General features: G+C 60.6%; 12 protein-coding genes and 1 pseudogene. 8 read left to right on the forward strand and 5 right to left on the reverse strand.

Features of this window, described 5'->3' with window-relative positions; translation table 11 throughout:
• The 3 genes from B2G88_RS06085 (at position 1) to B2G88_RS06095 (ending at position 2,576) form a co-directional block, all read left to right on the forward strand.
• Positions 1-252: an H/ACA ribonucleoprotein complex subunit GAR1 gene (locus tag B2G88_RS06085; RefSeq protein ID WP_054863431.1), complete on the forward strand. Its 252-nt coding sequence runs from the start codon at positions 1-3 to the stop codon at positions 250-252.
• A gap of 68 nt (positions 253-320) precedes the next feature.
• On the forward strand, positions 321-1,376 hold the full coding sequence (locus tag B2G88_RS06090; RefSeq protein ID WP_054863432.1) for a presenilin family intramembrane aspartyl protease PSH: 1,056 nt from the start codon (positions 321-323) through the stop codon (positions 1,374-1,376).
• A gap of 150 nt (positions 1,377-1,526) precedes the next feature.
• Positions 1,527-2,576 (forward strand): glycoside hydrolase family 88/105 protein, encoded by a 1,050-nt coding sequence (locus B2G88_RS06095; protein WP_087714252.1) that lies wholly within the window; start codon positions 1,527-1,529, stop codon positions 2,574-2,576.
• 48 nt (positions 2,577-2,624) lie between these two features.
• On the opposite strand, the gene aroE is transcribed toward B2G88_RS06095, so the two are convergent.
• Positions 2,625-3,431 (reverse strand): shikimate dehydrogenase, encoded by an 807-nt coding sequence (aroE, locus tag B2G88_RS06100; RefSeq protein WP_087714253.1) that lies wholly within the window; start codon positions 3,429-3,431, stop codon positions 2,625-2,627.
• 89 nt (positions 3,432-3,520) lie between these two features.
• Between aroE and folP the strand changes: the two are divergent.
• Together folP and B2G88_RS06110 are read left to right on the forward strand one after the other, a co-directional pair.
• A pseudogene (folP, locus tag B2G88_RS06105) lies at positions 3,521-4,711 on the forward strand (dihydropteroate synthase).
• A 258-nt stretch (positions 4,712-4,969) separates the two neighbouring features.
• Positions 4,970-5,668: a 6-hydroxymethylpterin diphosphokinase MptE-like protein gene (locus tag B2G88_RS06110; RefSeq protein ID WP_054863433.1), complete on the forward strand. Its 699-nt coding sequence runs from the start codon at positions 4,970-4,972 to the stop codon at positions 5,666-5,668.
• Positions 5,669-5,758: 90 nt separating this feature from the next.
• Here the strand turns inward: B2G88_RS06110 and B2G88_RS06115 are convergent, their stop codons facing one another.
• The 3 genes from B2G88_RS06115 to B2G88_RS06125 all read right to left on the reverse strand — a co-directional run bounded on the left by B2G88_RS06115 (position 5,759) and on the right by B2G88_RS06125 (position 8,450).
• Positions 5,759-5,953, reverse strand: coding sequence for a hypothetical protein (locus tag B2G88_RS06115; protein WP_054863434.1), 195 nt, complete (start codon positions 5,951-5,953; stop codon positions 5,759-5,761).
• Between the two features lie 131 nt (positions 5,954-6,084).
• Positions 6,085-7,089 carry a TIGR04024 family LLM class F420-dependent oxidoreductase gene (locus tag B2G88_RS06120; protein ID WP_087714254.1) on the reverse strand — a complete coding sequence of 335 codons (1,005 nt, stop codon included), beginning with the start codon at positions 7,087-7,089 and terminating at the stop codon, positions 6,085-6,087.
• Positions 7,090-7,292: 203 nt separating this feature from the next.
• Positions 7,293-8,450 (reverse strand): tubulin/FtsZ family protein, encoded by a 1,158-nt coding sequence (locus B2G88_RS06125; protein ID WP_087714255.1) that lies wholly within the window; start codon positions 8,448-8,450, stop codon positions 7,293-7,295.
• A gap of 383 nt (positions 8,451-8,833) precedes the next feature.
• Between B2G88_RS06125 and B2G88_RS06130 the strand changes: the two genes are divergently transcribed.
• From B2G88_RS06130 to B2G88_RS06140, 3 genes are all read left to right on the forward strand, one after another.
• On the forward strand, positions 8,834-10,609 hold the full coding sequence (locus B2G88_RS06130) for an ABC transporter substrate-binding protein (RefSeq protein WP_054863435.1): 1,776 nt from the start codon (positions 8,834-8,836) through the stop codon (positions 10,607-10,609).
• A gap of 67 nt (positions 10,610-10,676) precedes the next feature.
• Positions 10,677-11,546 carry a phosphatase PAP2 family protein gene (locus B2G88_RS06135; RefSeq protein ID WP_054863436.1) on the forward strand — a complete coding sequence of 290 codons (870 nt, stop codon included), beginning with the start codon at positions 10,677-10,679 and terminating at the stop codon, positions 11,544-11,546.
• A gap of 69 nt (positions 11,547-11,615) precedes the next feature.
• The gene (locus tag B2G88_RS06140; RefSeq protein WP_087714256.1) at positions 11,616-13,028 is read left to right on the forward strand and encodes a cryptochrome/photolyase family protein; all 1,413 of its coding nucleotides are present in this window, start codon (positions 11,616-11,618) and stop codon (positions 13,026-13,028) included.
• A 31-nt stretch (positions 13,029-13,059) separates the two neighbouring features.
• Here the strand turns inward: B2G88_RS06140 and B2G88_RS06145 are convergent, their stop codons facing one another.
• Complete coding sequence (locus tag B2G88_RS06145; protein ID WP_054863437.1) at positions 13,060-13,362, reverse strand: carboxypeptidase-like regulatory domain-containing protein; 303 nt, start codon at positions 13,360-13,362, stop codon at positions 13,060-13,062.
• Positions 13,363-13,380 lie beyond the last annotated feature (18 nt).

Below are 13,380 nucleotides of genomic sequence, written 5' to 3' on the forward strand. Positions count from 1 at the left end.
ATGCAGCGAGTAGGTTCCGTTGTCCGAATCGCACAGGGACTTGCCATCCTTCGCGCTGATGAGAGTGACAACACCGACGACATCTCTGACCTGCAGAACAACATCGGGACAATCGTTCTCGACGACTCACTCGAGGAAGTCGGCCGCGTCGTCGACGTCTTCGGGCCTGTTTCCCAGCCGTATCTGGCGGTGACGCCGGACAACGACGTCCACGTGCCAGCGCTGGTTGGCTCGACGCTGTACGCTCGGTAGGTGTCGGTGGAAAACGGCCTCGAGCGCCAACGAAAACACCCATAGGAACGGGGTGCAAACGCCGCGCTATGAACGACCGGATGCGGGTTCTCCTCGCCGTTGGGTTCGTCGTGGTGCTCTTTCTCGGCGTCCAACTCGGCTCACTGGCGCTTATCGAGCCGTTCGATGCATCGGGCCATCAGGCCGTCGAGGATCCTGAGAACCCCACCAACAGTATCGTCTACTTCGGGATTATTCTCGTCGCAACCGCGTTGATGCTCGCCGCGTTCAAGTACGACTTAGAGCGCCTGATTCAGGCGTTGATCATCGGTGTCAGCGTGATGATTTCGTGGTTCGTCTTCACGGAGTTCGTTCCGCCCGTCGTCACGGCCGGTCCGATGAACGTCCTCGCCGTCCTCGCCGCGTTCGGCGTCGGTGGCGCGCTCCTATTGTATCCGGAGTGGTACGTCATCGACCTCGCCGGCGTGTTGATGGGCGCAGGTGCGGCCGCGCTGTTTGGGATCAGTTTCGGGCTGTTACCCGCGCTCCTGTTGCTCGCCGTCCTCGCCGTCTACGACGCCATCAGCGTCTACGGCACCGAGCACATGCTCGACCTCGCCGAAGGCGTGATGGACCTGAAAATCCCCGTCGTCCTCGTGATCCCGACGACGCTCTCGTACTCCTACCTCGCAGCCGGAAGCGGTCCCGAGACCCTCGAGGACGAATCTGAACCCGACGACGCAGACACCACAGCAACGGCTGACTCTCCAACGCCGGACACAAACGGTGGCGCAGATGCTGAACCGGCGGACACAACTGCCGACGACAGCACAGCAGACGAGCGCGAGTTCGACCGCGACGCGCTGTTCATCGGCCTCGGCGACGCCGTCATCCCGACGATTCTCGTCGTGAGCGCGGCCTTCTTCCTCGAGGCCGACCCAATTGGTGGCTCGCTGCTGACGATGAACGTCCCGGCACTCGGTGCGATGGTCGGCACGCTCGCCGGACTGCTCGTCTTGCTGTGGATGGTCCTCAAGGGCCGCGCCCACGCGGGTCTACCCTTGCTCAACGGCGGCGCAATCGGCGGCTACCTCATCGGCGCGCTCGCCAGTGGCGTCTCGATTATGACCGCACTCGGCCTGTAGCCCGCTCTCGCGTCCGACCGTCTCATCGTTTTCTTTCGTTTCTGTTCCTCGAGACGTGTTTTTGCAGCATAATCTGACACGAGTTCACTCTTAACATGGTCCTCGAGACATATGTGCAACCTTAAGTGTGATTCTCTCTCACGGTTGGGTATGCCAAGAGATCGATCCGTCGAAGAGTTGCTTCCAACTGTCGCGTCGTACACGAACGACCTCGATTTCGAGGATTTCATCCAGGGCGAGCGCCCGATGGTCCTTCGTGGCTTTCTCGCGACGGACGACGACGAACATACCGAAATCGCCGAACAGTACATCGATTGGGCCGTCCGCTCGCAATCAAGCGACGGCCTGATGGCGTACGGATCGATTGACGTGGTTCCCGAATGGGACGAACACCGCATCTTCCGGCCCATTCCGGACGCTGGCGCAGTCGCCGTCCTCGCGCTCGAGGTCTACGAAAACGGCGGCCCAGAGTCCTATCTCGAGGCCTGTAAACGCCAGTTCGAGTATCTCCACGAGGAGGCTCCGCGCAGCGAAGACGGTGGGATCACCCACCATATGGATGACATCGAACTCTGGATCGACGCGATCTACATGATGTGTCCGTTCATGGCTCGCTACGGCCAGTTGACCGATACGCCCGAGGCAATCGACGAAGCCGTCGATCAGATTTTGGTCCACGCGAAACGACTGCGCGACCCACACAGCGACCTGTATCGTCACATCTGGCGCGAACAGCCAAACAGCTTCCCCGATGGCTCGCTCTGGCTCCGCGGGAACGGCTGGTTCGCGACGGGCGTCCTCGACACGCTCGATTACATCCCCGAGGACCACCCCAAACGCGACCGCGTCGAGGAACTTCTCGTCGACCACCTCGAGAGCATGGCCGACTACCAGGACGCAAGCGGCTTCTGGCACCACCTCATCGACGACGACACGATGTATCTGGAGACCTCGGGCACGCTCCAGTACGCCTACGCGTTCGTCGACGCTATCGAACGCGGGCTGCTTGAGGACGACTATCTCGAAGTCGCCGAAGACGCGATGAACGCGGCCAAGACGGTCGTCACGACGGACGGGGCAGTCCAGCGTAACGCGGCGATGCCCGGCGGTCCCGAGGCACCCCAGGCCATCAATCTCTACGGCCAGGGCTGGTTCCTGATCGCGGGGCAACGGCTCCTCGAGTCCGACGCTGACGTCTAAGGCAAAAAAGCGGTCAAACTACTTCTTTCCGTGTGTGCGCGTTTGCAGTTATTCGCTGAGGTGGCTCCGAAGCGCCTCGTTCATCGCGTCGACTGGCGCGTCTTCGCCCGTCCACGTCTCGAACGCGTCGACGCCCTGAAAGAGCAACATCCACGCGCCGTCGATTGTCTGTGCGCCGGCGGCCGCCGCATCGCTGAGGAATCGCGTCTCGAGAGGTTTGTACACCGCGTCGAACGCCGTCAGATCGCCGTGCCAGGCGTCAGCGGGGGCGGCGGAAACGTCTTCCTCGAGACCCACGCTGGTCGCGTTCGCGACGACGTCCGCCGCGGCCATCAGGTCGGGGAGTTCCTCGAGTCCGTGGCCGCTCGCGTCGGGAACGTCGGCTGCGAGATCGTGGGCCTTCGATTCCGTTCGGTTTGCAATCGAGACAGTTGCGCCCGCCTCTTCGAAGCCGAACGCGAGCGCGCGTGCGGCGCCGCCGGCTCCGATGACGACAGCCTCGGCTCCCTCGAGTGAGACGCCGTGGTGTTCAAAGGCCTGCAGCGTGCCGGTCATGTCGGTGTTGTAGCCGACCGGGCCGTCGTCCGTGAAATCGATTGTGTTGACTGCGCCGACGCGCTGAACTGGGTCGTCGACGTCGGCGAATTCGAAGGCGTCATGTTTGAACGGTAGTGTGACAGTCAGGCCATCGACACCGAGCGCTTGTGCCCCCTCGAATGCTTCCTCGATCCGGTCGGGGTCGGCCTCGAAGGTGACATACTTGGCGTCAATGCCACGCTCCTCGAAGGCGGCTTCGTGCATCGGCGGCGACAACGAGTGCTCGACGGGGTGTCCGATGATTCCGTAAACGTCCATATCGGGTGTCGCTCCGGCGAGCAAAATAATGGCCACGATTTGTTCCTCGATACCGCGGTGCCTTTTACGCTCTATTCCTGAGTCGAGGTATGAACACCGTCGATGCGGCGGGACTGCAAATCGGCGACGAGCATCCACCGCGGATCATGGGCGTGTTGAACGTCAGCGAGGAGTCACCGTACGATCCCAGCGTCTACGATGACCCGGCTGACGCCGCCGCCTACGTCGACACGGAACTGATCGATGAAGGCGCAGATATCGTCGACATCGGCCTCGAGTCGGCGAACAAACGCTTCGAGGTGCTCTCGGCTGCAGAGGAACTCGAGCGACTCCACGTTGCCCTCGAGACGATTGATCACGTTTCGGGCGATGCGATTTTCTCAATTGAGACGCGCTACGCCGAGGTTGCAGATGCGGCGCTCTCACAGGGCTTCGATATGGTCAACGACATCTGTGGGTTTGCTGACCCGGACATGCCGACTGTCTGCGAGGAACACGACGCTGCCGTCGCGAAGATGGCGAGTCCGCCGGACCTCGAGCGTCCTGGTGCTGTCGAGGAAACCGACTGGGCAGCCCAGAAATCGCCCGAGTGGGCGGCCGACGCTGACTACGTCGATCAGGTCTATGAGGCGCTGAAACAGAACGGCCTCCCGGAGAAGACGATCATCGATCCGGCGTTCGGTGGCTGGAGCGAGGCACAGACGCTCGCGGACGATCAGGAGACGTTCCGCCGATTATCTGAGTTTCGCGCCCTCGAGCGGCCGATGCTCGTCTCGATCAACCGGAAGAATTTCCTCGGTACGATTGCAGACCGCGAGACTGACGAGCGATTGCCGGTGAGTCTGGCGGCGACGTCGATGGCCATCGAACGGGGGGCACACATTATCCGCACGCACGACGTCGCTGAGACGCGCGATGCTGCGTTGATCGGTGACGCATTCACCGACCGGTGACGCGTCTCGACGGAGTCGGTCTCGCTCTCCCGCCTCGAGGTCGACTCATCACGTGCGCTTCGTCGCCACCTCGAGGAACGTGGTCTCGACGCCACAAAACATACCGAAATACGGATACATCTACTCGAGATTGGTGTGCACTCACAGATACAGCGCCAGGCGCTTGTGACGGCAGCGGAGAACACGGGTGTAATTACCATGCATGAATGCGGTAACATCGTATTACTGGGTGGAACAGCTGACTCGATATCGGCGTCTTTGGGGCGTCTCGAGGCGTCTTATCGTGGTATGACGAGATTACAAGTAGAAATTGAAGCATTACTGTAGTAAGAGAAAGCTTATGGCGGAGGCTTCGAAAGGAAGGAGTGGACGCCGGGCGGCCTCCCGGGTAGGGGTACTTTGGAGGCGACCCCCGGCCCACAACACGGAATTATTGCGACAGTCACGCTCTGTAGTCCCAACAGTCACCTTGAGAAGCTACTAGATACCTGATAGTTACAGCACTATTCAGTCATTCCACAGCCTCTTCGAGCCGGTTGCCCGCAGAACGGATGGACTGTTATAGCTTCGACAGGGAGTGTCAGTATGGAGTTCGATGAGTGGGAGCCCGTCTACGATGCGATTTTGCAGGACTTCGGCTACGACCGTCAGGGGGACGAACACGCGCGGGACGTCCTCGCATCGCTGACCGAGCCGTTCGACTCGAGTCGACTGCCATCGATGCGAGAGCAGACTGTCGCCATCGCCGGTGCTGGTCCCTCACTCGAGACCGAAACGGACCTCGAGCGCGCTCGAGCAGCCGATGTCGTCGTCGCGGCGTCGACGGCAGTGGACACGCTCACCGCGAACGATATCGCTGTCGACTGCATGGTGACGGATCTCGACAAAAATCCAGAGACAGTCTGCGAGCTGACGGCCAACGAAATTCCGGTCGCGGTTCACGCCCACGGCGACAACGTCCCTGCGGTCCGAACCGTTGTTCCCGACTGCGCTGGTGAATTCGTCCTCCCAACGACCCAGGCAGCGCCGCGAGCACACGTCCAGAATATGGGTGGCTTCACGGACGGTGATCGAGCGGCATTTCTCGCAGATCACCTGGGCGCGGCAACCCTCGTATTCGTCGGCTGGGATTTCGACGATCCGAGCGTCGATGCCTCGAAAGCACGAAAACTCGAGTGGGCAGAACGCTTGCTGTACTGGCTCGAATGTCGCCGTGACGGCCGATTCGATATCCTCGAGGGGCGACGCGAGCGCCTCGAAACGGACGTGTTACCGATTTCGTAGTGTTCTCGAGGAAACGAGGGACAGGGCAGCAGATCAACCGTGTTGCTATGTGGGCACTGGCGCTTTCGACTGGGGTTGAAAACAGTTGGACTACTGGATGCGGTACTCGACGATATCGTCACAGTCACAGACCGGACACACTGTCTGTCGTGATTCGACGGTTTTGCCACAGCGACGACACTCCTCGATGGTCGTCACCTCGTCGGTGCGCGAGAGGACTGATTTGACCGCGCTTCGCATCATTGTGCCTGCTGACATCGACCGCGAGTTGTTCTGTCCGTTCATGTTCTACCCCACCTCGATATCATAATTCGTTATTCTCTTGCTACCATGACAGTCATCAACTTGAATGGATCAGCACTGATGAACGACTGGGAGAGAGCGTCGGTAAGAGCTTCCTACCGCTCGATCTACCATTACGTGTCAGGAGAGAGTCCCTCGAGTGTCGTCTCAATGTCGTCGCTCGAGGCACCTCGTGGGAAGCCAATCGAGAGATCGTCGACGCCTTCGAGTGATTCGAATTTCGCGAGTTCCTTGCGGGCGCGTTCCGGGGTACCGACGGCCGCGAGGTCATCGAGCAGTGCCTCTGGAATGCAGGCAATCGCTTCGTCGTGGTTGCCGTTGGCCCAGGCCGTTGCGATCTCGAGCGCTTCGTCCTCGTAGCCCTGTCGAGACAGCGACTCGCGGTAGTAGGTCCCCATCGCGCCGACGTAGAACGCCAGATGCTGGCGGGCTAACTCGCGGGCACGGTCGCCGTCCTCGAGCGCGCAGGCAGTCACCGACAGGGTCACCCGGAGGTCGTCGCGGTCGCGATCACCGAGGTCGACGCCGCGGCGGAAATCCTCGAGTCGGTTCCGGAAGCCCTCGGGCGTAAACAGGATGGCGTGCCAGCCGTCGGCGAAGCGGCCGGCGAGTTCGACCGATTTGGGGCCCATGCCGGCGGCGTCGATGGGGACCGGTTCGGCAGGCGGGTCACAGCGCAGTCGAAAGCCCGAGAGCGAGAAGATATCGCCATCGTAGTGGACGGTCTCGCCGCTCATCACCGCGCGCATGATCTCGATGTACTCGCGGGTTCGCCGAAGCGGGCGGTCGAACTCGAGGCCGTGCCACCCCTCGATGACGGCGGGACCGCTCGGGGCGATACCCATTCGGAGGCGTCCATCGGCGACTTCCTGGAGCGTCGTTGCCGTCTGGCCGAGCAGGGCTGGCGAGCGCGAGTAGACGTTGACGACGCTCGGGCCGAGTTCGATGGTGTCGGTTTCGCGGGCGATACTGGTGAGCACTGTGACGGCGTCGCGACCCCAGGTTTCGGGGAGCCAGGCGGTGTCGTAGCCGTGGCGCTCGCCGAGTTGGGCGAGGTCGACGAGTGAGTCAACGCGTGGCTGTGCAGCAACCGGGAGGTGCAGGCTTCGAGTAGTCATGTAGATCACAGGTGGGTGACCAGTGGCTCCGAACCGAGACACGAGCCGGGTCCTCAGAACACGCGAGCGTGTCGGTTCGGACAGTGCGTGTCACTCCCACTCGAGTATACACAGTGAACGCTTGTAATGTTCATGGGAAAAGCAGACAGCAGGCGACAGACACGGGACCAAATCGTCAGCGGGGAGGGGCCGACCGGCGCACGTTAGAACAGTGCGTCGAGTTCGCCGCCGGTGTCGACCAGCGACGCGAACTCGTCTTGGGCGTTGGCTTTGACCGTCTCGGTCGTCTCCTGAGCCTCGATTGCGACCTGCTGGAGCTGGTCGACGCGCGGGATGTCGGTGACACCCGAGAGGAGGACGATTGCGCCGACTTCGTCGCGGTCCGACATCGGGTAGTCGCCGCCGCGAATCTCCATACTGGCCGTTTCGTCCTCGAGCCACTGGCGGCCGCGTTCGACGCCTTTGCGGTTCAGATGCTCGGCGGGGCCGGTTGCGACGACCAGTCCGCGATCTGCACTCGAGACGTCACAGGGGAGGGTCATGCGCCCAAGCGTTGCTTTGCGAACGAGACTGGTCATGCGGTTGGTTGCTTCGCCTTCGTCGAAGGTTTCCTCGCCGCGGAACGACGAGAGGAGGCCGTCGTCGGAGTCGACTGTTTCGCGTGCGTAGCCGATGGTCGAGATACCGCTCTCGAGTGTGTTGATGATCTCCGAGGAGTCGACGACGCTTTCGGCGACATCGTCGTCGTGGCCGACTTCGCCGGCCGCAAAGAGCAAGCCGAAACGCTCGACGATCTCTTTGTTGATGCGGTCGTAGCCGCCTTCGACGGATTCGCCAGCGCTGCGCCAGGCGTCGTTGTCGAAGACGAGCAGGTTGTCGACTTCGCGGACGAACGTCTGGAACGAGCGGGCCGCGTTGAGCGTGTAGATACCACCCTCGTCAGTGCCGGGGAGGACACCGAGCCCGTAGACTGGTTCCGTGTAGATCCGGTTCAGGTGCTTTGCGAGAACAGGTGCGCCGCCGGAGCCGGTGCCCCCGCCCATGCCGGCGACGACGAGGAAGGCGTCGATCTCGTGAACCGGGATCTTATCGACTGCGCCCTGAATCTCGTCAATATCCTCTTCGGTGACTTCAGCGCCGAGTTCGTTGTCAGCGCCGACGCCGTGACCTTTCACGCGTGCCTGTCCGACCAGTACGCGATTCTCCTGTGGGACGTTCTCGAGGCCCTGCAGATCGACCGTTGCCGAGTTGACGGCGATTGCCGCCTCGACGAAGCCGCCGTCGATCTGCTCGTCGAACGCCAGAAATTCATCTACGATCTTCCCGCCTGCCTGACCAAAGCCGATGAGTGCGAGTTTCATGGTTCGTTATGTCTCTCGTGGTCGTTCCGTGGGCGCTCGAGGCCGGCCATCACCGCTCGTCTCGAGCGTGGCCGGACCGCCCAGCGTTGGGAACGGATTCCACACTCAGTGAGTTGCCACAGACAGCCATTGTTATGGCCGCCATACGAACGGAGAAAAGAGACTCTCTAATCGAAGACACTCATTACTATCTGATAGTAACTAATTTATGACTGTCATCGACTCGTGACTGTTCGGACGACCGATTTCATATGGACGATTGGTATCAAGAGAATATCTGCCTCAAAAAGCCACTCTGTGGCAGTAGCGGGCTTCATACGACGGTTGTAAGCTATCGGTGAGAGAGTAAGTCCTATACGCTGGGATGGCGTAAGGTCGCCAGTATGGTCGAAGATGCGTTGCCGGTCTCCCGTCGAACCCTCCTCGCTGGCGTCGCCGGTGGGACCGCGAGTTCGCTTGCTGGCTGTTCCGAGCAGTTCTGGTCACGAGCCGAAAATACGGCTCCGGACCAAGTCGAACTCACCATCAAGACGCTCCCCGCAGATGACGACGCCTTCGCCGCCCAAATCCTGAGCCAGTTCCGAGAAAACCTCGAGGAAGCCGGTATTGACGTTTCCCACGAGCCAATCGGCGAACCCGAACTCTATCGGGACGTGTTGCTCGAGGGCGAGTACGATATTTTCGTTGCTCGCCATCCTGGTGTCACCGACTACGACGACCTCTATGAGTTGCTGCACTCGCGATTCGGTGGCGAACGCGGCTGGCAGAACCCGTTTCACTACTCCGATGTCACGGTCGACGACACACTCGAGGAGCAGCGATTCGCAGTCGATACCGAGAATCGGCGCGAGGCGGTCGGTGAACTGATTTCGTATCTGGATGAGGTTGTCCCGTATACGACGGTTGCCTTTCCAAACCGAATCGCTGGCGTTCGCGAGCCACTCGACGTCTCCGCGCCGCCACACCGTGGGCTTGACTACCTCCGCGTGCTCAGCCACGAACTCGAGGATGGGCCTCGAGACGGACCACTCGTCGTCGGCGTGTTTGGCGAGCAAATCGGTGAGCGACTGAATCCCCTCGTCGTCGACCGAAACCGAATCGATGGCTTCCTCGAGTTGCTGTATGCGCCGCTCCTGCGTCGAACGGATTACGAGCGCAGTCTCAATGGTGACACCACGGATGGCTATACGCCATGGCTAGCAGCCGATATTGAGTGGTCAGATATCGGGCCGCTCGAGGCGACGGTCACACTGCATGACGGGCTGACCTGGCACGACGGAACGCCACTCGAGGCGACCGATGTCGCGTTTACGTTTGGTTTCCTGCAGGATACCTCGGACGGCGACATCGAGGGTGGACTCCCAGCACCACGGTTTCGCGGACGCTCGTCGCTCGTCGAACACACGGAGGTACTCGACAGCGAGACGATCCGTATCCGATTCGATGCTGGGACGCAGTCAGTTGCGATCCGAGCGCTTTCAGTCCCGATTTTCCCGGCCCACATCTGGGAGCCACGGACAGCGGTCATCGCAGACTATCAGACACAGGCACTCGTCACCGATAACGACGAGCCGGTCGGCTCTGGGCTCTTTCGCGTCTCGGACGTTTCCACCACTGAAATTGAGCTCGAGCCGTTCGACGAGCACGTCTTTCGTGTCGATCCCGAGACGCGACCCGACGAACTCGAGGAGTTGTCACAGTTCGAGGGCATCCGATTTCAGGTCGATCCGAACCCCGGCGCAATGATCGAAGCGTTGCTCGAGGGCGATATCGATATCACGGGCGATCCGGTCCCGCCGTCGGAACTCGAGGCAATTCGTGAGGAACCGGCGGCTCAGACGGTGACCGGAGAGACGACCGCGTTCTACATGGTCGGGTACAATATGCATCATCCCGAACTCGGCAATCCGCACTTTCGCCGCATCATTTCGCAGTTGATCGACCGTGAACACGTCGTCGAGGAATTCTTCGATGGCGAGGCACTGCCGGCGACTGGACAGAGTTCGATGCTTGGCATCCGCAACGATGGCTGGGGATTCGAGCACCGGTCGACGATTTCGACGTTCCCTGGGTCTGACGGCGATATTGACTCCACCCGCGTCCAGTTACTGTTCGAAGATGCGGGCTATCGCTACGAAGATGGCGAACTGCTGCGCTGATCGGTTGCCCCTTCGTCGGTAACCGGGCGCTATTAATGTTCTCGCAGCACTAGGACTCAGTAGTTGCATGTCGTTTGCCGTTGTCCTCCTTGAACTTGCCCTCGTCGTCACGACGATGCTCGTGACCGCTGCGTTAGTGCTGGTTGGGCCACGGCCACTCGTCGCAGCACTCCGTGATTTTCGTTGGCGACTCGAGTTCTGTCTCCTGCCGTTGCTTGCTCTCGGCGTTGTCCTCCTTATTCGCTGGTCGACGGTCGATATCGTCACGCGCCTCGAGCGCCGCGTCTTTAGCCAGAATATCACGCCGCTGTTGTTCGAGATCGACCGCGTGATCCTGCCGGGTGACCCAGTCGCGATTATTCAATCCTACCAGTCGCCGGAGCTGACGTCGTTTTTCATCTTTATCTACATCTATGGCTATGCGTTCTTGCTGTTGTTCCCGTTTCTCGCCTACTTCGCACTCGAGGAGATGGACCAACTGGAAACGCTGATTCTCTCGTTTACGGCGAACTACGGGATCGGGCTGCTCTTCTATATGCTTTTTCTGGCGTATGGGCCGCGGAACTTCGATCCGGTCCTGTTTGAGGGGCTGATGTATGAGGCGTTCCCACGCTCGAGAGAGTTGACGAACTCGGTGAATCAGAGTACGAACGTCTTCCCCTCGCTCCATACGTCGCTGTCGATGACCGTCTTGTTCCTGGCGTGGCTCACCCGAACAAAGTACCCGCTGTGGCTCGGCCTGTCGGCGTTTCTGGCGATCAGCGTCGTCGTCTCGACGATGTATCTCGGCATCCACTGGTTCTCTGATGTCATCGCGGGCACGTTGCTCGCCCTGCTCAGCGTCTACATCGGCCACAACTATACCGTCAGCGGACTCTACGAGGCCGCTCGAGGGTATCTTACTGCGCAATACGAACAGGGATGGCCCGACCGATAATCCTCGGTCTCATGACCATCCGATTCCGCAACCCGGAGAAGTTTGTCTCTCGAGTACGCGTCTCGAGGTATGATCATCCACTGGCATCGCCGTGATCTCCGCGGGCCGGACAACCGCGCGCTCGCTCGCGCTGCTGACACCGACCGCGTCGTGCCCGTATTCGTCTTCGATCCGACGATTCTCGAGCACGCCTCACCGATCCGCGTCGCGTGTCTCCGGCGAGCACTGCAGTCGCTTCGAGACTGGTATCGCGACCGCGAGAGCGAGTTGGTGATCGCCCACGGCGAAGCCAGTGGTGTGCTTCCGGAACTCGTCGACGAGTACGACGCTGATGCCGTGAGCTGGAACGCCGATTACAGCGGCCTCGCTACTGAGCGGGACCAGGCGGTGACTGCTGCACTCGAGGACGAGGGCATCACGGTTCGAACGGTTCACGACAGTGTGTGTCACGAACCGGGGTCGATCTCGCCGAATCAGGGCGAGCACTACTCGGTGTTTTCGTACTTCTGGAAGAAGTGGCGCGACCGGGAGAAACAGTCACCGTTCGACGCGCCCACAGCCGACGACCTTGCAACCGATAGTAAGTCTCTATCAGCCGTTCCAACACTCGAGGAACTCGGCTTTGACGAGCCTGATGCAGTCGTGCCAACGGTGACACGTGAAGCAGGACTCGAGCGCCTCGAGACGTTTTGTGCCGAGTCGATTGGGGCCTACGACGACGAGCGCGACTATCCGGCTCGCGATGGCACCTCGAAACTCTCGGTTCACTTCAAGTGGGGAACGCTCGGGCCACGAGAGGTGTATTCGGCAACTGAATCCGCACTCGAGGAGGCGACGGCCGACGAGCGCGAGGGTATCGAGGCGTTCCAACGACAACTCGCCTTCCGAGAGTTCTACACACACGTACTCGCGTACAATCCCGAGATCGTCACGGCAAATTTCAGTGGCTACGAGAACCGGATCGAGTGGCGAAACGATCCCGACGAACTCGAGGCCTGGAAGGCCGGTGAGACAGGGTATCCTATCGTCGATGCGGGGATGCGCCAGTTACTCGCGGAGGGGTGGGTACACAACCGGGTTCGGATGCTCGTCGCGGCATTTCTGACGAAGGATTTGCTGGTCGATTGGCGTGAGGGCTATGACTGGTATCGCCAGCACCTCGCCGATCACGAGACGGCAAACGATGTCGGCGGCTGGCAGTGGGCCGCCTCAACGGGAATGGACGCCCAGCCGTACTTTCGCGTATTCAACCCAATGAAACAGGGTCGTGAGTACGATCCTGATGCAACGTACATTAAACACTATATCCCAGAACTCGAGGGGGTGTCGGCTGAGACGATCCACGATTGGTGTGTTCTCTCGAGTGAGGAACGCGAGGACGCCGCGCCCGACTATCCGGAGCCACTCGTTGATCACAGCGAGCGCCGAGACCAGGCAATCGAGGCGTTTGAACGGGCACGCAGTGACGGATCGAGTTTATAAGACGTGATCGACTCGAGCGACTGTTCTTGCGTTATCGATACTGGCTGAGGTGTGGCGTTTTCGTTGCTGGGAGTGCCCGAACCAGCGCCGTTGCCGGTTCGTAGCGGACGCGATCCGTCGCTGCCTTTCTCGCGACGAGTTTCTGAAAGCCGGGTGTGGTGAATTTTAACTGACAGCGCCCGGTGGAATCCGTCCAGTGACGTCCTGATCCCGCTTCGATGCGCGCGCCCTCGATGGGTCTGTTCGTCGTGTCTCGAACGCGGACGGTGATGGTGTCACCGACCGATACGTCGCGGCGCTCGAGGTCGAGTACGAGCGTTCGTTTGACTCTCATGTCTTCCCCTCTGGGTTC

The organism is Natronolimnobius baerhuensis (genome assembly GCF_002177135.1).
GTDB classification, from domain to species: Archaea; Halobacteriota; Halobacteria; order Halobacteriales; family Natrialbaceae; genus Natronolimnobius; species Natronolimnobius baerhuensis.